The 21,019-nt window shown below is 49.1% G+C and carries 18 protein-coding genes; 6 read left to right on the top strand and 12 right to left on the bottom strand.

The features are described 5' to 3' along the window. Window positions 1-95: 95 nt before the first annotated feature. Window positions 96-1,616: a UDP-N-acetylmuramoyl-L-alanyl-D-glutamate--2,6-diaminopimelate ligase gene (locus tag ABU165_RS05325; RefSeq protein WP_165352637.1), complete on the top strand. Its 1,521-nt coding sequence runs from the start codon at window positions 96-98 to the stop codon at window positions 1,614-1,616. A 107-nt stretch (window positions 1,617-1,723) separates the two neighbouring features. Here ABU165_RS05325 and ABU165_RS05320 read toward each other — a convergent pair whose 3' ends face one another. After that, window positions 1,724-3,508, bottom strand: coding sequence for a S9 family peptidase (locus ABU165_RS05320; protein ID WP_318059720.1), 1,785 nt, complete (start codon window positions 3,506-3,508; stop codon window positions 1,724-1,726). 157 nt (window positions 3,509-3,665) lie between these two features. Here ABU165_RS05320 and ABU165_RS05315 point away from each other — a divergent pair, with 157 nt between their 5' ends. Then, the gene (locus ABU165_RS05315; protein ID WP_396349962.1) at window positions 3,666-4,565 is read left to right on the top strand and encodes a PhzF family phenazine biosynthesis protein; all 900 of its coding nucleotides are present in this window, start codon (window positions 3,666-3,668) and stop codon (window positions 4,563-4,565) included. A gap of 11 nt (window positions 4,566-4,576) precedes the next feature. Here ABU165_RS05315 and ABU165_RS05310 read toward each other — a convergent pair whose 3' ends face one another. The 8 genes from ABU165_RS05310 to ABU165_RS05275 form a co-directional block, all read right to left on the bottom strand. After that, entirely contained in the window at window positions 4,577-5,566 is a 990-nt protein-coding gene (locus ABU165_RS05310; RefSeq protein WP_318059718.1) for a glycosyltransferase family 2 protein, read from the bottom strand. A 121-nt stretch (window positions 5,567-5,687) separates the two neighbouring features. Then, window positions 5,688-5,879: a hypothetical protein gene (locus tag ABU165_RS05305; RefSeq protein ID WP_009794397.1), complete on the bottom strand. Its 192-nt coding sequence runs from the start codon at window positions 5,877-5,879 to the stop codon at window positions 5,688-5,690. 77 nt (window positions 5,880-5,956) lie between these two features. Then, window positions 5,957-6,976: a galactose/methyl galactoside ABC transporter permease MglC gene (mglC, locus tag ABU165_RS05300; RefSeq protein ID WP_009794398.1), complete on the bottom strand. Its 1,020-nt coding sequence runs from the start codon at window positions 6,974-6,976 to the stop codon at window positions 5,957-5,959. A gap of 12 nt (window positions 6,977-6,988) precedes the next feature. Next, window positions 6,989-8,491, bottom strand: a complete 1,503-nt coding sequence (gene mglA / locus ABU165_RS05295; RefSeq protein ID WP_148949915.1) for a galactose/methyl galactoside ABC transporter ATP-binding protein MglA — start codon at window positions 8,489-8,491, stop codon at window positions 6,989-6,991. A 172-nt stretch (window positions 8,492-8,663) separates the two neighbouring features. Then, window positions 8,664-9,725, bottom strand: coding sequence for a galactose/glucose ABC transporter substrate-binding protein MglB (gene mglB, locus ABU165_RS05290; RefSeq protein WP_009794400.1), 1,062 nt, complete (start codon window positions 9,723-9,725; stop codon window positions 8,664-8,666). Window positions 9,726-10,670: 945 nt separating this feature from the next. Then, complete coding sequence (locus ABU165_RS05285) at window positions 10,671-12,248, bottom strand: response regulator (protein WP_318059717.1); 1,578 nt, start codon at window positions 12,246-12,248, stop codon at window positions 10,671-10,673. Next, window positions 12,226-13,698 (bottom strand): sensor histidine kinase, encoded by a 1,473-nt coding sequence (locus ABU165_RS05280; RefSeq protein WP_318059716.1) that lies wholly within the window; start codon window positions 13,696-13,698, stop codon window positions 12,226-12,228. Before ABU165_RS05280 ends, ABU165_RS05285 begins: the two co-directional genes overlap by 23 nt. Before the next feature lies 1 nt (window position 13,699). Beyond that, complete coding sequence (locus ABU165_RS05275) at window positions 13,700-14,698, bottom strand: sugar-binding protein (RefSeq protein WP_148949917.1); 999 nt, start codon at window positions 14,696-14,698, stop codon at window positions 13,700-13,702. A 218-nt stretch (window positions 14,699-14,916) separates the two neighbouring features. Here ABU165_RS05275 and ABU165_RS05270 point away from each other — a divergent pair, with 218 nt between their 5' ends. Together ABU165_RS05270 and ABU165_RS05265 are read left to right on the top strand one after the other, a co-directional pair. After that, window positions 14,917-15,813, top strand: coding sequence for an AraC family transcriptional regulator (locus ABU165_RS05270; RefSeq protein ID WP_318059715.1), 897 nt, complete (start codon window positions 14,917-14,919; stop codon window positions 15,811-15,813). 12 nt (window positions 15,814-15,825) lie between these two features. Continuing rightward, window positions 15,826-16,203 carry a VOC family protein gene (locus tag ABU165_RS05265; RefSeq protein ID WP_009794406.1) on the top strand — a complete coding sequence of 126 codons (378 nt, stop codon included), beginning with the start codon at window positions 15,826-15,828 and terminating at the stop codon, window positions 16,201-16,203. 30 nt (window positions 16,204-16,233) lie between these two features. On the opposite strand, the gene ABU165_RS05260 is transcribed toward ABU165_RS05265, so the two are convergent. Both ABU165_RS05260 and ABU165_RS05255 read right to left on the bottom strand, forming a co-directional pair. Further along, window positions 16,234-17,229, bottom strand: a complete 996-nt coding sequence (locus ABU165_RS05260; protein WP_318059714.1) for an HAAS signaling domain-containing protein — start codon at window positions 17,227-17,229, stop codon at window positions 16,234-16,236. Then, window positions 17,216-17,563: a PadR family transcriptional regulator gene (locus ABU165_RS05255; protein ID WP_022544538.1), complete on the bottom strand. Its 348-nt coding sequence runs from the start codon at window positions 17,561-17,563 to the stop codon at window positions 17,216-17,218. Before ABU165_RS05255 ends, ABU165_RS05260 begins: the two co-directional genes overlap by 14 nt. 461 nt (window positions 17,564-18,024) lie before the next feature. Here ABU165_RS05255 and ABU165_RS05250 point away from each other — a divergent pair, with 461 nt between their 5' ends. Beyond that, complete coding sequence (locus ABU165_RS05250) at window positions 18,025-18,933, top strand: Gfo/Idh/MocA family protein (RefSeq protein WP_129613204.1); 909 nt, start codon at window positions 18,025-18,027, stop codon at window positions 18,931-18,933. A gap of 186 nt (window positions 18,934-19,119) precedes the next feature. Beyond that, window positions 19,120-19,572 (top strand): DUF305 domain-containing protein, encoded by a 453-nt coding sequence (locus ABU165_RS05245; protein ID WP_009794410.1) that lies wholly within the window; start codon window positions 19,120-19,122, stop codon window positions 19,570-19,572. 89 nt (window positions 19,573-19,661) lie between these two features. Here the strand turns inward: ABU165_RS05245 and ABU165_RS05240 are convergent, their stop codons facing one another. Next, on the bottom strand, window positions 19,662-21,017 hold the full coding sequence (locus ABU165_RS05240) for a 6-phospho-alpha-glucosidase (RefSeq protein WP_129613203.1): 1,356 nt from the start codon (window positions 21,015-21,017) through the stop codon (window positions 19,662-19,664). Window positions 21,018-21,019 lie beyond the last annotated feature (2 nt).

Genomic DNA, 21,019 nt, shown 5'->3' with positions numbered 1-21,019 from the left:
TGTAAATACTTTTTGTATGGGTATAGGTATATGGCGCAATGTCGAAAAATGCGCCAATTCAGGCTTTTATTACAGGGGGTTTAGATAGCAGCATTATGGACATCTACTTTGAACAATATGGTCAGCTGAACATCAGGCAGAGATGGGGCAGCCCCAGCCAAAAAATAAATAGCATCACTTATGATTCCCGCAATGCAGGCCCTCAATCGGTCTTTGTCTGCATGGGCGGCGAAAATCATGACGGCCATACATTCCTGGAAGAGGCCATTGCAAAGGGCGCAGCTGTCCTTGCAGGCGAGAATGCTGCCATTCTTGAAGAGTTCAGCAGAAAATTCCCGGAGCTTACTTTTCTCCAGACTGAAGACGCACGGGCTTTCCTTGCCCAATTATCGATTATATTCCATGGAAGGATCCATGAAAAAATACATACTGTCGGCATTACCGGCACTAACGGCAAAACGACTGTTGCGGCCTTTGTGAAATCACTGATGACGGCACTCGGCATCCCCTCCGGTTCGATTGGCACCAACGGGGTGCTCTCGTCCATGGGCCCGGTCAGCTTTGTCCAGTCCACACCGACTACTCCTGAGGCGAGCGACCTGCATGCCATTTTTGCTGATTTCGCCAAGCGCGGAGACCAGCTCGCCGCCATGGAGGTCTCTTCCGTTGCCATTGAGCAGCAGCGGACCGCCGGCATCAACTTTGATGTGGCTATTCATACGAATCTGTCGCCAGAGCATCTTGAATTCCATAAAACCTTTGAGAATTATAAGCAGGCAAAGCTGAAGCTGTTCCGTCAGGCGAAGCGGGCCGTCGTAAACCTTGATGACGAAGGGATGGGCGCTGACATCATCAAGGACTTCCAGGGCAGCCTTCTCACCTACAGCCTGAAAAAGGATTCTGCTGCCGATGTTAAAGCTTCAAACATCAGAGTGACAAATGATGGGACCAGCTTTGAATTGAAGCTTGGGAATGATTCTTATATCGTTCGGACGCCTGTGTTTGGCAGCTATAATGTGGCAAACCTCCTTTCGGCCATCTGTACGGCCATGCACCTTGGCTTTACGATCGGACAGATCATTGAGGCCCTCCCGCGCGTAGAAAATCCGTCAGGGCGCTTTGAAGTGCTGAAGGAATTCGGCCGGAGGAAGATCATCATTGACTACGCGCACACGCCTGTTGCCCTCAAAAGCCTTCTGAAGGAAGCGAAAAAGCTGCCGCATAAGCGCCTTATTGTCATGATTACCGGAATCGGGATCAGGGATAAAGAGAAAATGCCCCAGATGGCACAAGCTGTCGAGAATCAGGCGGACCAGGTAATCGTATCGGTCGATCATCCTGGATTCCTCGATCCCTGGGAAGTGGTCGGCCATGTGATGAAAGGCTTCTCCAATCCGCGCGCCGGGAATATCCTGCAGGAGCCGACGCGAAGAGACGGCGTCCTTGCAGCATTATCTGTCAGCGATGAAGATGATTTAATCCTTCTCACAAGCGGCTGCATCAATGGTGCCCAGATTGTAAAAGGCGAGAAAATACCTCATTCTGACAAGGAGATTATCCAGGAATTCTTCCGGAATCTTGAAGAAAGTAAAGCACTTGAACGCTATGAAGCATAAGAACGGGCAGGCCGGGGGCTTGCCTGTTTTTTTTGCAAGGCTACAGGAACCCCGAAAACAGCAAAAAAGCCGAAAAGCACATTCAGTATGCACTTTTCGGCCAGCCCTTAATTAATAAAACCGTCAAAAAACTCCAGCACTTTCCGGTAAACTTTGATTTCGTTGTCTTTCTTGGAAAAGCCGTGGCCTTCGTCATCCAGGACGAGGTATTCGACTTCCCTCCCCTTCTCCTGAAGCGCAGCTACGATCTTGTCGGATTCTGCTTTGACAACACGGGGGTCTTTGGCTCCCTGGATGACGAGCATCGGTTTTGTCATCGTTTCAAGATAAGTGATCGGTGAGTATTCGATCAGCTTTTCCTTGTCTTTGACCGGATCGCCGACCCATTGGTTCATAACAGGCTTCCAGTGCTCAGGAACCGATTCAATGAAGCTGAACAGGTCGCTCGGGCCGAAGATATCGACAACCGCTTTAAAGTACTCAGGATGCCTGCCGTGCAGGAGCAGGGCCATATAGCCGCCATAGCTTCCGCCCATGAGCAGGAGCTTCTCCCGGTCTGCATAGCCGTTCTTGATGAGCCATTCAAGTCCTTCAATATTATCCAGCCGCGGGCCGTAGCCCCAGTCGCCTTCGACCATCTTCATATAAGAGAGCCCATAGCCTGAGGAGCCCCTGAAATTCGGTGCAAAGATGCTATAGCCCCTGTGGACCAGGAACTGGAACAGAGAGCGGAAAAAGGCCCTTTCTGCCGCCTGAGGACCGCCGTGCGGCCAAAGGATGACATGTCCGTTGCTGTTTTCCTCCGTGGCCCTGAAGAAGAGCGCCTCGATCTCAAGTCCGTCGTACGAAGGGTAGTGCAGGATTTCCGGCTCAGCCATTTCCTCTTCACTGACGCCAGGCACACGATTATTGGTCAGCTGTGTCCACACGCCCTTTTCATATTTATAAAGATTAGGAGGAGTGACTGCAGACCTGCCGAGCAGGTAAAGGTTTCCGGACTCTGCCACTGACAGCCCGTCAATGGTGCTCGCAGGGAGCTCCAGCTGCTCTGCCTTGCCTTCCTCAAGCCCGTAGCGGTAGAGATGATCCTCTACTCCTTTTTGGCTGCTGATATACAGGGTGCGGGCTTTTTTATCAAATTTCAGCCCTGAAAAGTCTTCCCCATCAAGCGAAAGCAATTTTGTGAATTCGTTTGTATCCAGGCTGAATTTAGCTAAATAAGATAAGTCCTCTTTATAGTTGGTGACAAGATAGATATCGTTTTCTGAAGTAAAGACAGCATCTGTGACTGTATGCTGAGGCTCTGCTTCAGGCGTCAGCAGAACCTCATTCTCGCCATCCCAGGCATAGGCTAGTGAGTATGTATTCGCAAACATCCTCCCAAAGACAAAGCGCTTCTCATCAGGACTCTTGGCTGTCAGGAAGGTCGCGGCGTCCCGGCCGTGAAGCAAGACCTCCTCTTCCCCAGTCTCCATATTGTAGGCATATGCCTTCAAAAAAGTGGCATCTTCCTTGCTGGATGTATAATAAAGTGTCTTTCCGTCCTTAGAGGCGATCAGACCCATATGCCGGGCATTTTCATGTGTGCGGATAGGCTTCAACTCGCCGCCATTTCTCGGCAAGGCATAGATCTGGCCGTTTTCATCGCCGTCCGAGTCGATGACTGCAAGCAGGAAGCGCCCCTCCTTATCAAACTCGATTTCCTCACAGTTTTGGTTCTGGAAACTTAACGGATAAGGATAGAGATTGGGCAGATCCATCGCCCATAGATTATATTTTCCGTTCAGATTTGTACTGAACACAAGCTGCGATTCATCCGGGCTTACAGCGAATGTCTGGATCCCAAAGGTCTGGAAAAAATATTCTACATCTGGTTTTGAAAAAGACAGCATTCTAGTTTTCCCCCTTCTTCTCTGTTTTTACTAGATTCGGCAGTGATTCTGTATAATAGATTTGCCGGCATCTCTATCCTATTCGGGAAAAAAGGCCGGAATCCCTATCTTTTTGCAAGAATTTTCTTGAAAATAAGAGCAGAAGGAGGAGTTTTTGCTGAAATATATCACATTTTATCAGGTGGATGCCTTTACTGATCAGGCATTTGGCGGCAATCCAGCCGGCGTAGTCCCGGAAGCCGCAATCCTTGAGGAAGAAGAGATGCAGCTGGCTGCGCGGGAATTCAATTTGTCTGAAACTGCTTTTCTATCTCCTTCCGGCAGCGAAAATGCCGATATCAGGGTCCGCTATTTTACACCTTCCTGCGAGATTGATTTTTGCGGCCATGCGACCCTGAGCGCAGCGTGGATCATGGCGTCTGAATTAGATTGGCTCAGGCACAGCAGGGAAATCCGTTTTGAGACCAATATCGGCATTGTGCCGGTTATCTTCCAAACAGAGGGAGAAAAGCTTGTTTCTGCAGAGATGACTCAAATATCACCGAAAATAAAAGAAATAGAATACAGTCTGGAAGAGCTGTGCCAAATGATCGGCGTTTCTTCTGCCGACATTGACGACCGCTTTCCCATCAGGCTGGGGTATACAGGGAACTGGCATCTGCTTGTCCCCTTGAAAACGAGGGAAGCAATCGATGGGGCAGCACCCCAGTTTGATCTGGTAGAGGAGCATAACCGCCGGCTGGGGATCAGCAAGACCCATTTGTTTACTTTTGATGCTAAGGGCATGGAATATGACATCTATACAAGGGATTTTGCTCCTGCTGCGGGCATCAGGGAGGATCCTGTCACAGGCTCCGCGAATGGCGCCCTTGCCGGTTATCTAATGCTTGAGAATATTCTTGAACAGGGAAAAAACCACATGCTGGCCATTGGCCAGGGGCATGCAGCAGGCAGGCCCGGCCTGCTTCAGGCGGGCATCAGCTCTGATGGGGAAAGCATCAGGATTACAATCGGCGGCAGTGCAGTACCAGTCATCTCCGGAACGCTTGCGTTTTAGGCATCCTTTTCCTAAGCCTGGACTGCCTCCAGGCCGGAGAAAGCCTTAAGCCTTTCCAGGTCGCCCCGCTTCACAAGGAAAAGGAAGACCCTCATATTGAGAGGCAGAAGCTTTTCCGTTTTATCATCTACCCAGCTGTTTAAAAATCGGTTCAGTTCACTGAGCCACAGGAATTTTTCATCGAGACTCATTTGAGAGCCGGCAAACAGGATGCTTCTTCCGGTTGTCAGCTCTTTCTTTAAGTACTTTGCCTTTAACAGATTGCGTTTCTTTTTATTGTCTGCGTATCGGTGGATGACCTTCACCGATTCTTCCAGCGTCTTATAATAGTCCCTCGGCTGGACCTGGATGACGCTCGCATGCTGCTTATCTTTATGATTGACCACATAATAGCATGGATAATCCGCTACGATTGAAATGCCGCGTGCCAGGACATAGGCCTTTACCATGAATGGCTGGTCCTCTGCTGTGCAGATTCCTACCGGGAAGGTAATATCATTTTCAAGCAGAAAGCGGCGGCGGAACATTTTTGTAGGGCCGATCGCTTCGAGCACATTTGATTCATACACATTGGTGAACGGCTCGTTTGCTGCAAACATTGACTTGGCCACCCATCTCCCATTCACGCCTGTAAATTTTCCTACAATAATGTCAGAATGATTATCATTCCCCATCTTGTACATCCGCTCCAGCGCCTCCGGACCCAGATAATCATCCGCATCCACGAAAAAGATAAACTCTCCCCGGGCTTGTTTCATAATTGTATTGCGCGGGGCGCCCGGCCCTCCTGTATTCTCCTGATGGATGACAGTGATGTTCGAATGGGAGCTTGCATAGCTGTCCAGCACTTGTCCGGAACTGTCGGTCGACCCGTCATTCACCATGATGATCTCAATGCTCTCCTGTTCCATTGACTGGTTCAGGATTGAATCCAGGCAGATGCTGATATGATTGGCAGAGTTGTAGACCGGAATCCCGACAGTTACTTTGATTTGGCTCATATGGGCCTCCCCCTTTACTATATATGTATAGTTTTTTACATCTTTTCCCTCCTTTATCTTATCTCCAAACTGGAATATATCGGAAAAGACTCCTTTAAAATTAAGCACACAAAAAAAGGACCTACTTTTTAGGCAGGTCCAAGGCTTGATAGGCAGTCTGATATTTTCCCCCGTCTGCAACCTCTGCGTGGTACAAGGCTTTTAGAGCGAAGTTTTTTTCAAGCATATGCTCTTTTTCGAGCTCTTTTAAACGCAGCTGCAGTTCTTTGTTCTGCTTGACCAGCTGCTTCATTTGCGATTTCAGAAATTTCATGGTCTGAGCTCCTTTTGCCGGATATGTCTGGCAAGTATAGCACAGGATGATGGAAATGCGAAACACAGCCTGGAGGGCTATTTTTTCTTCGCGTGCTTTCTCATATCAAAGGCGACCGCGACGATGATGATGGCGCCTTTTACAATGAATTGGATATATGGGCTGACGCCAAGGAAGGCGAGTCCGTAGTTAATGATCTGGAAAATCAGTACGCCGGTGATGACGCCCGGCACGGTGCCGATCCCGCCGGACAGGGATACCCCGCCGACCACACAGGCCGCAATGGCATCGAGCTCATACATATTTCCTGTATTATTCGTAGCACTTCCTACACGCCCGGCTTCAAGGGTGCCGGAGAATCCGTAGAGAAGGCCTGCGATCAGGTAGATCAGGATGATATTCCTTGCAACATTGACGCCTGAAACCTTTGCTGCCTCAGGATTTCCGCCGATTGCGTACATATTTTTCCCAAGCTGGGTCTTGTTCCAGATCACCCAGATGATGATGGAAACAATAGCCGCATAAATGACAAGGTATGGCAGTTCATACTGGCCGATCGGGATTCCCCGCTGGGCGAATGTTGTAAAGCTCTGGCTCAGTCCGCCGATCGGCTGGGCACCGTATGGCGGGCGGTCAAAGTAGATCGAAGTGACGCCGTATACGCCAATCATCATGCCAAGGGTGGCAATGAACGGGGGCACATGGAACTTGGAAACAATAACACCGTTCAGTGCCCCGAACAGGCCTGTAACTGCCATGGCGATCAGAATCGGTACGATGATCGGCAGCTCAGCAAGATTCGGGTACATTTTATAAGCATAATCCGAAGCCTGCAGCATCGATGCTGACACAACAGCGGCGAGGCCGACAAGCCTTCCCGCTGACAGGTCTGTCCCGGCAGTAATCAGAATGCCTGCTACCCCGAGGGCAATGATGATCCTGGATGAAGACTGGCTCAGGATATTGATAAAGTTCGTGATTGATAGAAAGTCAGGTGACGCGATGATGATCCCGATGACAAGCAGGACCAGAACGACATATATGACATTGTCGACGAGCCACTTGGCTGCATCGAATCTTTTTTCCGCTTTGTTCATGTGTGTTTCCTCCTAGTACATCGCAGCGAGCCGCATGATTTCTTCCTGCGAGGCTTCTGCAGTATCCAGTATCCCAGCCAGCTTCCCGTTGCTCATGACCATGATCCGGTCGCTCACGCCCAGCAGCTCGGGCATTTCGGATGAAATGAAAATGATCCCCTTGCCTTCTGCCGCCAGTTCGCTGATCAGCTGGTATATTTCAAATTTGGCCCCGACGTCGATTCCCCGCGTCGGTTCATCCAGCAGCAGGATTTCAGGCCTTGTGAGGAGCCAGCGGCCGATGATGACCTTCTGCTGATTCCCTCCGGACAAAGAGCCGATGGAAGTTTTCTGTGACGGTGTCCGGACATTCATAGAATCTATGACCCATTTCGTATCCTCCGCCACCTTGCCGTCCGAAAGAAAGATGCCTTTTCGGTATTTCTTCAGATTGGCAATGATAGAGTTGAAGCTGATGCTCAATTCCGGGAAGATGCCGGTAGATCTTCTTTCCTCTGTAACAAGTGCAAAGCCGTTCTTGATGGCATGCTGCGGGGAATGGTTCTGGACTTCCTTGCCATGAAGCTCAACCTTTCCTGACTTCACGCCCCTCATGCCGAACAGGGCTTCCACCACCTCTGTCCGCTTCGATCCGACCAGCCCGGCGATGCCAAGGATTTCTCCCTGCCTCAGTTCGAAGCCGATATCAGAGAAAGAATGCTTTGCTTCTGCTGTGAGGCCGGAAACCTTTAAAATGACCTCTCCCGGCTTGTTCACCTTTTCCGGGAAGCGCTGTGACAGATCACGTCCGACCATGAGACGGATGATTTCATCCGTTGTCAGCTCCTCGGCGCTCTTTGTCGCGATATACTGTCCATCGCGCATGATCGTCACTTCGTCGGATATCTGGAGGATTTCCTCCATTTTGTGGGATATATAGATGATGGCTACATTTTCGCTTTGCAGCTTTTTAATGATTTTAAATAAATGATTCACTTCTTTTTCTGTCAGTGAAGAGGTCGGTTCGTCCATGACAATGATTTTGGACTGATAGGAAACCGCCTTGGCAATTTCAACCATCTGCATCTCCGAGACGGAGAGCGAACTTACCTTGCTGGACGGATCAATCCGGATATCCAGGCTTTTAAAAATGGCTGCCGTATCTTCATACATCTTCTTCTCATCAATGAAGATGCCTTTCTTCGGGTAGCGGCCAAGCCAGATATTATCCATGACATTCTGCTGGCGCACCTGATTGAGCTCCTGGTGGACCATGGAGACCCCGCTCTCCAGCGCCTGCTTCGAGCTGGCAAAGGCTACCTCCCGGCCTTCGAGGAGGATCTGTCCCTCGTCCATTGAATAGATGCCGAAAAGGCATTTCATCAAAGTTGATTTGCCTGCTCCATTTTCCCCCATCAGCGCATGCACTGTCCCTGCCCTTACCTTAAGGGAGACGTTGTTCAGGGCGATGACCCCGGGGAATCTTTTTGTTAGATTTTTCATTTCCAGCAGCACTGCTCCGTTTGTTTCCGGCATGAGTGCACCTCCTTGCTTGCCCTTCTGCATGTGCCGGCACTGCCTGTTATGGCTGTTTCAAACTGCCGGCTTATTTTTGGAAAACAATGAGAGACCCGCACAGCAAGCCCCCCATTGTTGGAAAAACTCTTTTTATCTATTGTTCTGCTGCCATCAAATTGAGGCGCAGTTCTTACTTGTAAGCATTCTTGCCGACGTCGATATTATCTTTCGTCACTTCTACGTAAGGAACGCGGACGGCTTTGGCTTCGTCAAGCTCCCATTCTGTTCCGTCAAGCACGTCTTTGCCATTTGCAGCGTTGACCGCAAGCTGGACGGTCGCTTTCCCTTGGTTCTGTGCATCATTCAGGACTGTTCCGACCATTTTGCCGTTTTCGATCATATCCAATGCTTCCGGAATAGCGTCGACGCCTACGACAGGCATGAATTTATCTCCGGAGAAATAGCCTGCTTTTTCAAGAGAAGCAATTGCCCCGAGTGCCATGCCGTCATTGTTGGCGATGACGAATTCAATCTGGTCGCTGTATTTTGCCAGCCAGGCATCCATTTTTTCGGTTGCCTTCGTTGCATCCCACATACCTGTATCCATTGCCAGTTCTTCTGTTTCAATGCCGATGCCCTTGACTGTGTCAATTGCATATTTGGTGCGGGCTTCGGCATCCGGGTGGCCCGGCTCGCCTTTGAGGAGCACATATTGGATTTTGCCGTCTCCATTTTTATCCCATGCCGCTTCATTCGCTTCCCACTGCTTGGCAATCAGTTCACCCTGGATTACACCTGATTCGGAAGAAGTCGTCCCGACATAGTAAGCTTTGTCATAACCATTCATGACCGCTGCATCCGGCTCTTTATTGAAGAAGATAACCGGCAGGTCCTTTGCTTTTGCTTTATCAATAACGGTCTGTGCCGCTTTTGGATCAACCAGGTTGATGGCCAGAGACTTAGCTCCTTTGGCAATCAGTGTATCGACTTGCTCGATCTGCTTTGCCTGGTCGTTCTGGGAGTCATTGAGCATCAGGTTAGCCTGATCCTTTGCGGAATCCTCCATTGCGCGTCGTACATAGGACATGAAGTTATCATCAAATTTGTAGATGGTTGCGCCGACAGCCGGAAGGCCGTCTGCCTTGCCTGAATCCCCTGAACCGCCAGTTGAATCACTGCTGCAGCCAGCAGCCAGCATGATGCTTGATGCAACCGTAAGTGATAAAAGCAAACCCTTTTTCTTTTTCGCCATTTTCCCAATCCCCTTTTGGTTTTAGTTTGTAAGCCCTTACAAACATAGTAGCAGGAGAGTAGGAGATTTATATTTGGAATAACTAGCATTAATTTGTGATTTTCTAGATTATTTTGTGAAAGCGCGTTCATGAGCGTGGGTTAGGATATTTCTGTTGAAGGTGCTATTTGGAAAAAAGAAAGGCGTATGAATAGGCACAATACAAGGAGCCTTCCAGTTTGTAAGGAAAAGGTGTTATGGTAAGAACTCTCTCTTTACTTGAAGGCTCTTTTCGTAAAGATTAGCTTTTAATTATAACAATTAAAAATTTACATTTTTCGGAAACAGAACCTGATTTGAGTAGCCACCAAGCCTTAAAATAAGCGGAGAACTTCCGGTTAAGCTGCTGAATATGGCATGGATGGGTGTAAATAAGCGGAGGAATTCCGGTTAAGAGGAACGAAGTTGCCCATTTTCCTGTTTTTTGAATCAATAGACGGAATTTCTCCGCCTATTTGAGCTATTATTAAAGTTTTTTTGAAATTAGAGGGAATTCCTCCGCTTATTTTTCAACCTCAATGATTCTCTCATTCAGGTGCGAAAAGAGGCTGCTCTTTTATGACTGGACGGGGAAGAAACTGTTTTCTGAAAGAGTATCTTATCACATCTTATAAGGATGGCAAGATAGCAACAATCTATGTGAAAAGAGTCTACTTGTATGACCTAATTAGGAGGGTAATTGCCCAACTAATTTTAAAAACCTGATGATTGGAGTGCAAGGCACGTAGACTCCTGCGGGATTGCAGCGGCAGAGCTGAGACCCCGCAGGAGGGACGACGAGGAGGCTCAGCGCCGCCCCGCGGAAAGCGAAGTGCCTGGAACGGAAATCACCAGCCCCATTTAAAAAATAGAACTAGTACTAAACTCACTTTTTCCAGCAGAAAAGGACCCCTCATATGGAGTCCTTCAGCTTTCCTTGCGGTATTCGGTTGGCGATAGGCCGGTGTGCTTTTTGAAGACGCGGCTGAAGTAGTTGGGATCTTTGTAGCCGATGCTGTAGCAGATTTCCTTCAGGCTGAGGGAGCCTTCCTTGAGGAAATGCTTTGCCTTCCTGATCCGGACGTCGGTGACGAAATCGATGAAGGTCATCCCAAAGCGGTCTTTGAACAGCTTGGAAAAGTAGAACGGGCTCAAGTCTACATATTCAGCTGCCGACTCAAGGGTAAGCGCCTCGGCATAGTGGGCTTCGATATATTCCTTTGCTTTATAGAGCATATCTTTGGCATGGCTGTTCCGCCATGCCTGTACATGCCGGACTATGCGGAGGAGATGATTCTTGCCCTGCTCAAACAGGACCGCGCTGTCATGATAATCGCTGAGCTCGGGCACCTGCCTGTAATCAATGCCGAGTTCATAGAGCATTCTTGATACCAGCACAAACAGCTCTTGAAGAGACCTGCGGATGTCTGCCGTTTCCTGCGCTTCCTCAGCATGGCTGCCCATAAAGCGGTCAAAGGCGGACAGGACATGGTTCACATCCGCCTGGCGCACTGCTTCCAGCAGCTCTTTTTCCGCGTTATAGCCAGGCGGCGGGCTTCCTGCAGCTGTTTTCCCCTGCTTCTCCCCGAATAAATAAGACCGGCCGGGCAGCTGCTTGATCTTTTGAAGGGCCAAAGCGCTTTCGTGGTAGGATTTAGTCAGTTCCTGCGCGTCCTCGTACGGATGGCCGATTCCTGCTTTTAATTCCGCTTCTCCGAATTTCTTGGAGAATCTGGCAAGGAGGGCATCCAGTACGGTTTGGGACTTGGATTTGAAATGCAGTTTTTCAGCCGGTTTTTGACAAAGGAATAATACAGGGACCTGATCTTCAACGAGAGGCCCGACCATTGCCTCCTGATGCTCAGGCAGGCTGGCGAGTGTTTCTTTCAGCCAGCTGTACCACTCTTTTTTCCGGTCCTCTGAAGCTTCCCTGCCAGGCTTCGGCTGGTAGCTGAACAGCATGATATAGCCTGAGAGGATCTCCTTGCCCAATAGCCTGCCCCAGCTTTCAAAGGTGATATCCTGCACCTGGTTCATCATCAGGGAAGCGACCCATTCTTTTTGGGCAATGGACACCGCTTTTTCAAGGTTTTCCTTCAAGCTCCGTTCTTCTTCCATTTTTCGGCGCTCTTCCATGATTTCACCGGCCGCGCTTTCAAAGGCTGCGGTAATGTCCACCTTTGAGCTCGGCTTCAGGATATACTGCTTTACTCCCTGCTGCATCACCTTCTTGGCATATTCGAAGGTATCAAAAGCCGAAACCATGATGAATCTCGTTTCCGGCCTGATCTTCCGGATTTCCTGGACAGCCTCGATTCCGTCCACGCCCGGCATCTTAATGTCCATAAATATAATATCCGGCTCATGCTTTACTGCCATTTCAATCGCAATCCGTCCATTGGCTGCTTCCCCTACCACTTCGGCATGATTGAATGAGCTGCGGATCATTTTGGCTACGGCCTTTCTCTCCAATACCTCATCATCAACGACCAGTACTTTGAGCAAGCTTTTCTCCCCCTTTTGCCATGGCTGGGATCACCAGCCTGAAAGTTGTTCCCTTCCCCGACCCTGATTCGATCTCCACGACATTCCTTTTCTGATAAAACAACTGCAGCCTCTTCATGACATTCCTGACTCCGATGCCTGTCGAATGCCCGCTTGGCTGCTCCTTGGGCACAGTCTCTTCCAGCCCCTCTGCATAGGCCAGCAGCCTTCTTTTTGCTTTCGGGTCCATCCCGGGGCCGTTATCGCTGACTTCTACATGAATCTCCTCACCTTTGCGAATGATGTCCAGGCGGATAATGCCATTTTCTTCGTACTCTTCCACCCCGTGTATGAAGGCATTTTCAATTAAAGGCTGGAGGGTCAGTCCCGGTATTTCAATGTCCAGGCAGTCTTCCTCAATGTCAGTGACAAAGCGGATGCGGTCTCCAAAGCGCGTCTGCTGGATATAAAAATACTCCTTGACCACCCTGACCTCTTCCCGGAGAGTCGAAGCTTTGTCCAGATCCCCCAGGTTGTACCGAAGGAGGGCCCCGACGGATTCAATGAGGCGCGAGGTTTCTTCGGCATCTTCCAGATATGCCATTTTAGATATCGTATTCAGTGTATTGAACAGAAAATGCGGATTGATCTGATTCTGGAGACTCCTAAGCTCCAGCTCCTTCAGCAGTTTGTCCAATTCTGACTTCTGCTTGATTTCGATGACCAGTGTCCTGAGGTTTTTCCTCATCTGATTAAAGGTATCTGTCAGCAGCTTGAGTTCATCCTTGGCCGCCACTTTGATTTCTTCGCCTTCCAGATTCCCTTTTGCAATCTGCCTCGCCGCCTCTGAAAGCTTGGAGATTGGCTTGGTGATCCCTCCTGATATCCAGAAGGCCAGCAGCGTGCTTAAAAAGAAGGCTGCGGCAAAGAGGGACAGGGAAAGCATTTTATAATAGTGATTCTGCTGCTCCATCTGTCTATAGAAGGAGCGGTAGTCGGTCAATTTATTGTTTAGCAGGGCAAGCGTATTTTCCTGGAGAAAACCGCCGATCTTGAGCACCTCATTCAGATGGCCCGAATAGGTGTTGATTTCATCCCGCTGGAAGGCTTCGAGTGAGGCATCTGCTTCCTCCAGAAAGCTGTCGATCATGTTTTTATAGTTAACGAGCGTCATATCGCTGGTATCCATAATCTCATAGAGCCTTTTCTGGTCATCTACAAGCTTCGTCTTTTCCTGCTCATATTGGAGCAGATAGGTATGGTCCTTATCTGTGATATAGGCCTTCAGCTTCTCGGTCACCAAATCGGTACGCTGTGAGATATCATTAAGAAGCAGGAATCTCTCAAAGCTGTTGTCATATTCGGTGACCAGTTTTTCGCTGGCTTTATAGAAAAACAGGCCGACAGAAGTCAGGAGAGCGACGAGGACAATAAAATATAAGAGCAGCTTTGACCTTATCCGGAACAGCATATTAGTGGACCTCCCTGATTTGTTCCTGGCTGCTGATCGGCAGGTCTGCTTTTCTCAGAATCTTTGTATCCGTATGGACAAGAGGCGGAACCTCCCTGCCTTCAAGCAGGTCAATCATCATCCTGACAGACTTATAGCCCATCTCGAACGGCTCCTGAACGACCGTTCCCTGGATGGTGCCATCCTTCATATAGTCAAGGGTTTCAGGAAGCGTGTCGAAGCCCATGACGTAAATATCCCCCTGCCTCTGCATCATTTCCACCACCTGGGCGATCCCGATGGCATCAAGAGCACTGGTTCCGTAGAAAGCGGTTACATTCGGATGCTCTTTTAAGATTTGATACGCCTTTTCTGCCGCCTTTACTCTGCTGATCTCGGATTCTTCCACATCAATGATGCGGATGTTCTTTTCGCTTCCGACTGCAGCCTTAAAGCCGTTTACCCGCTGGATCTGGTGGTTTGCATAGAAATTGCCGGTGATGATGGCGACTTCAGCCTTTCCGTTCAGATCTTTCACAAGCGCCCTTCCGGCCAGATAGCCGGCATAATAATTATCAGTGCCGATATAGGCAACGCGCTCACTGTTGGCTGCATCTGTATCAATGGTGATAACAGGGGTTTTCCCGACCACTTTATTGATGAGGGGCGTGAACTGCTCATCACTCAGACCCTGTGTGATGATGCCATCAACCTTAGAAGCAGCTGCCTTTTCAATGGTTTCCAGATGTTCGTCAATGCTGGCCTGATTCGGACCGGCATATTCAAGAACAACACCTGCTTCCTCCGCAGCCTTCCTGGCCCCTTTTTCAACAAGCCTCCAGTACTCATTATCCAATTCCTCCGGCACAAGCACAAAGTGATAGCGGTAATCCTCAAGCTTGCCGGGTTCCTGGGGAACATGATGGGCAATTACTTTATATCCATAGAAAACTGCCATCGTACAGCTGATGACAAAAAAGAAGCTTAGAGATGTATAGGCAAACACTGACCATTTGCTCATGGCAGACAACCCTCTTTTTTAAATGGTAGATTGATAGGAACAATGACCGAAGCCAAAGCCATGCTTTAGCGAATAGGAATATTATAACGCCTCTTTTCAAAAGGTGGTATAATTTTCAGAATTCAAGACAGGATTTCTATGAATAAAAGATCTTCTGGAGGAAGTCTGCGCTATAATAGAATTATTCAAATTCTGGGAAAAACGTACAGGTGAGAAGAATGAATAAGCATCCTGCATCAAATTATGTGCTCCAAGCCAGGAGCAATGAATTTTACTGGGAAGGAGGCGGCCAGCTGTCGGTCAAAACCTTTCGGAACGGCCGTGCCCGGTATAAAAAAGGTCCCGGAACTTATGCTGTGGAGGAAGGACGCTATCTGCTTTTGAATGAAGGGGATTATGCCCTTTCGATTGAGGAGGCACACCCGGTCGAGTCATTTTGTGTATTTTTCCGGGACGGGTTCGCAGGGGAGGTGCTGCAGTCGCTCACAGCAGATCCTGACAGGCTTCTCAGCGACCCCTTCCGCCCTGCCTGTGATGAGGGATTCTTTGAGAGGACATACCAGCCCGGAGCGGGTTTGAGCGGCCGGCTAGCGGGATTGCAGGAGGCACATCTGCTTTCGGAAGATCCGGCTGCCTATGAAGAGCTGTTTTACCCGCTTATGCAGGAGATTCTCCTTGAACAGTCATATGCAAGAAGGGAAGCCTCAGCTATCGGAGCCGAGAAGCGTTCAACACGAGAGGAACTCAATAAGCGCCTGATGACAGCCAATGAATATATAAGGGCCTGCTATGCAAGCCCGGTTACATTAGATGAGCTTTCAAGAATCGCCTGCCTTTCGCCTAATCATCTGCTCAGGTCTTATACAGGATTCTTCGGCAGGACGCCTCATCAGCATCTGGCAGAGTTCCGCATCAGAAAGGCGAAGGATATGCTGGAAAAAGAGGAGTGGAATATGACGGATATCAGCTTTCCAGTGGGCTTTCAGACCCCCTCCTCTTTCAGCAAAATGTTCAGGAAGCATACAGGGTTATCCCCCCTCCAGCACCGGAAAAAGGTGAGATTGGACAAGAATGAGACTGGTTTTTCGACTATGCTGGAGAAGAAGAAAAGTTAAGGAGTGATAGACATGCAGGAAATCCAGAAAATCAGCCAGATCGGCATCCCGGTCAAAAATATGGAAAGAGCAGTCCCATTTTACCGGGATGTACTGGGGCTTCCCCTCTTATTCAGCATGGAGACAATGGCATTCTTTGAATGCGGCGGACAGCGCCTGATGCTGAGCCTGCCGGAAAAGGAAGAGTTTGCCCATCCAAGCTCAGTCCTTTATTTCCAGGTGGAGGATATCCGCAAAGCCTGCAGGGAGCTTGCTGAAAAAGGAGCAGGCTTCACAGGCGATCCGCACATGGTCGCCAAAATGGGGGATACCGAGACATGGATGGCGTTTTTCCAGGATACTGAAGGAAATACACATGCCTTGATGAGCGACATTCCGGCCCAGCAATAAACCCGCCTTTTATGGCGGGCTTTTCTTTTTTTAGCGGATCCGGGATTTTCTGAAGGCGTGGTACACCTCTATCGCACCAAAGACAATGATAGAGACAATGCCGCCCCAGAGAACCCAATGTTCAAGGCGGAGCGAAGCATGGAAGAGTTCATCCATATAACCAGTAAAGTCCTTGTTCCAAACAGCGGAATTGCTGAAGATGAGGATAAAAGCTGCTAAGGATATGGCCTGTGAGGCAGCTGTCAAGATCGCCAGCCCCTTCGTCCACTGTCCCTTCATCCATTTAAACAAAATCAATACGAGCTTCAGAAAGACGGCAGCCATTACAATTGGCCAATAGGAATTCAGGATGTCCTGCTGGAATACCGGTATCCTGAATTCCAATCCGGCGCCGCCTTGTTCATACAGTCCGATGATCCTATCGGCATTGAAATACAGGGCGGCGAAAATAATGGTCATGATCAGGCCAGCGATTGGCTCATGCTTCGGAATCCTTTTTTCCCTGCTGATCTGCGGGACATTTTTCAGGTCGTCCGGGGTCCATTTTTGCAGGCTGTCTGTTACAGGCTCCTGATTGTTTCCTTTGTCAGTCCGTTCGATGACGGCAAACACCAGTGTCAGCCAGAATAGCGTTTGGATGCCGGCGCCGAGCATCCCCCAAATGCCCGTTCCAAAAACGGCGAGAATAATATCAAGCGCAGATTCCCCGGTGTTCCGGGCCATGATTTCGACAGCTGCATTTGCTAGGAATGCGATAACTGCCGCGATGGGCAGAATCAGCTTGATGAGATGCACGTATACATCGAAATACCGCGGGCCGATCAGGTGCATTGGCCGGTCCATGTAATTTGCCGCCAGCCGTGCAGGGCTGCCAAGCTTTGCGAGCACCTCCTTTACATCTTTTTCTCCATAATCATCCGGAAGCATATCCTCGATTGTCGAACGAAGCTCCAGTCCGATATCCTCCCGCTTCCCTTCTGGAAGGCGGCGAGCAACCTCTTGAATGTAAAGCTCAATCAGGTTCATCCTTTCCATCTCCTTTCAGCAGGCCGCGAAGGTCCTGTGTGCTCCGCTCCCACTCTTTTTTCAGCTCTTTGTAAACCTCTGTCCCGTAATCGCTCAGCACATAGTAGCGCCGCGGCCTGCTTTCGCTCGTATCCCAGCTGCTTGTGACAAGCTCCTGCTTTTCCAGTCTTCTCAGGAGCGGGTACAGAGTGCTCTGCTCGATCGCAATGCCGCCCTCCTCCAGCCTCTGCACCAGCGAATAGCCGTATTGAGGCGTATCCAGCTGGCTGAGCACCGCAAGCGTCAATGTCCCCCTCCGCAATTCCGTCATTAAACTGTTCAGCAATGAATCCATCAGCTTCACCTCATTGATCTCATGTATTTCTGGGTTGTTTGCTATATGTCATACAGTATACTACATACTATGCGATATACACTATTGTTGATCACATAATATTTGTTTTTTTTAAACTGAAGCACCTGCCCATACCTTTTTTAGCGGAATTGCTATAATCAGGGAGACAGCGGCAAATCATATAACCAGTATAAAGGTATTGAAATGCTGGAAATGGTCCGCGGCACTAAGCGGTTTTCCAATGGCCTTTTGACCTTATCGGAGAGAGTCAAGCCGATTTTTCCAATACAGTCTTCGCTATTTCCCATATAGGGAATATAAAAGATGCAGAGTATTTAAGATCCAGGATTGAGAGCCGGTACCATCGTCAACTATATGTGGGCGCGGTGAAGGGCACCTATGCCGGCAAGGGCGGGATCACCAATTCATTTGTATAAAAATTTTTGGAACGGAGTGAGCATATGAAAATTGGCATCATCGGCCTTGGAGACATTGCTAAAAAGGCATATCTGCCTGTATTGTCGGAACAGGAAAAGATTGAACTTGTGCTTTGTACAAGAAATGCGGAGACGCTCAATCAGCTTGCAGACAAGTACAGAATCAGGGAAACGGCAGGCACTGTTGAGGAGCTGATTGCTGCAGGGGCTGAGGCAGCCATTGTCAGCACCGCGACCGAGGCACATTTTGAAATTGCCCAAAAACTGCTTTTGCATGACATCCATGTATACATAGACAAACCGGTTTCCATGAACTTGGAAGAAACCGAAAGGATTGTCAGTCTGGCAAAAGAAAAAGGCAAAATTGCCATGACAGGCTTTAACCGCCGCTTCATTCCAAGGGTAAGGGAGCTGAAGGAGCATGGCCGGGCAAACCTTATTCTGATGCAGAAGAACCGCTTTTCCTCCCCTGACGCTGTAAGGCGATTCGTGGTGGAAGACTTCATCCATGTTGTTGACACACTGCGCTTCCTCATGGATGAGCCGATCAAGGATGTTACTGTCCAGTCAAAAGGATCAGGCGGCAAACTGGACCACCTCATCGTTCAGCTGATCGGGGAAAGCAGCACGGCGGTCGGCATCATGAACCGCAATGGCGGGGTTACTGAGGAAATCATCGAGTACAGCACCGGCCAGGATAAGTTTGTGGTCAATGCCCTTGTCGAAACGGTCCACTATCATGACAAAAGCATTCAGGTGACCAAATTCGGCGACTGGGAGCCCACCCTCTACAAACGCGGCTTCTACCAGCTGATCGGCCATTTCCTCGACTCGGTCCGGCAGAATAAAACTCCGGATCCCTCCATCGAAGACTCGCTCATCACCCATCAGATCTGCGAGGAGATTGTCAGGCAGATTGATCCGGAGGCTTGAGCAGGATGAAGGGACAGGTTTCTTGTCCCCATATTTGAATGACAATGAATAAAAGGAAAGCCGGAGACATCAGTTTCCGGCTTTTTGTGCCGGCCACGATATAAGCCGCCTGGAGAATTTCTGGTTTGTTCCGGGTGCAGCAAGGGAACGAGCAGTATAGAAACTATAGAGAAAGAGGGGTTTGCAATGAAGCATTACGCAAGATTTGGCCTGATGATCGCCGTTTCAACGATCATTATGTTCGGACTTATGTATTTGAATGTTTTTCAGCTCGATCATATTTTTTACAGCGAGACACGGGTGTATATGGCGCTGATCATGGGATCGGCCATGGCCATTGTCATGCTGCTGTTCATGTGGAAAATGTACAAAAATAAGCAGCTGAATTATATGATTTTAGCGGGAAGCGCCCTCGTATTCGCGGTTTCCCTCTGGCTCGTCCGCAGCCAGGCTACCATCGATGACACCGCATGGATGAAAGCGATGATCCCCCACCACTCCATCGCCATCCTGACGAGTGAACGCGCCGGCATTTCCGATCCGAGGGTCAAGAAGCTCTCTGAGGATATCATTGAAGCGCAGCGCAGGGAAATTGAGGAGATGAAGAAGCTGATTGAGGATTTGGAGGAGAAGGAATAAATGGCAGGCAATTTGCCGCCCGGCCATTGAAACTCTCCCCGGTACAAAAAACTGGCTCCTTCCGCCATGGAAGGAGCCTTTCTGTGTGCTTATGCCAGTACGCCTTCTTTATATTTCTTTTCAAGGGTTGGCCAGTATTCTTTATTAGCTTCAATAAGGTCATCCAGCACTTTTTTCGCCACGAAAGCGGATGGGATGGTTTTATTCAGAGTGAAGGCCTGCAATGCTTTTTCATATGAGCCTTCTGTGATGGCTTCTACCAGGATCTTCTCGGAAGCAAGCTGCTGCTCGATCATCGCTTTGTGGAAGTATGGGATCTCTCCCACATATTCAGCGACCGGTCCTTTATTGGTGATCAGTGCAGGCACTTCGATCATGGCGTCTGCCGGAAGATTTGGGATGGTGCCGTTGTTTTCCACCATAACCAGATAGCGATTAGCGAGGTTTTTCGCGATTGAAACGGTAACGTCGACGATAAAGATGCCATGTACGCCAACGTGGAAGGCATCTTCAAGCACACCGGTTTCCTCAAACTTGCGCACTGTTTCGAACAGTGATTTTTCCCGGCCTTCCATGACCTCATTGGCACGTGTATGCTCCTTGTTGGAGTTCTCAACGATATAGTCAGGCAGCAGATAGTACTGCAGATAAGGATTTGGCAGGTAATCAGGGAACATATCCATGATTGGCTTGATATTCTTGAACGTCTTGATCCATGATGAATCAGCATGTCGGTAGTCAATCTTGGAGATGTCCTCAGTCAGCAGTCCGTACTTGCTGACATGCTCGCGAAGCTCCGGCAGACGGTCAACACCGTCAACTTCTACCTTCGTGAACCACCCGAAATGATTGAGCCCAAAATAATCCACATTCAAGTCTTCCCTGCCGACTCCAAGGATCCCTGCCATATTGCGCATGGTTGCAACAGGCATATCGCAAATATTGACGACCTTTGCATTCGGGCGCAGCTTGCGCACTCCCTCAGCAACGATGGAAGCAGGGTTGGAGTAGTTGACAATCCAGCATGAATCTTTTGCGTATTTTTCAACATAATCAATGAGTTCGACCATCGGGAAAATTGTCCTTAAGCCATATGCCAGTCCGCCTGGCCCGCATGTTTCCTGGCCAACAACGTTATGGGATAATGGAATTTTTTCGTCCAGCTCCCTCATTGCATATTTGCCGACCCTCATTTGGGCAAAAACAAAGTCTGCATCTTCAAAGGCTGTTTCCGGATCGGTTGTATCAATCACCTTAATTTGATCTGTATATTCAGCAATAACCGCTTTGGCTGCCACAACAACCTTTGATTGCCTCTCTCCATCAATATCATAGAAGCGAATTTCCGACAATGGCAGATCTTCCAAACGATCCATCAGGCTTCTGACAATTCCCGGTGTATACGTGCTTCCTCCGCCTGCAATAGCCATTTTATAAGTAGTCATGG

Origin of the sequence: Cytobacillus sp. T106, assembly GCF_040492155.1 — a bacterium.
Classification (GTDB): Bacteria; Bacillota; Bacilli; order Bacillales; family Cytobacillaceae; genus Bacillus_AB; species Bacillus_AB infantis.
Note: the sequence above shows the minus strand (reverse complement) of the source record. Positions and strands in the feature narration are given on the sequence as shown.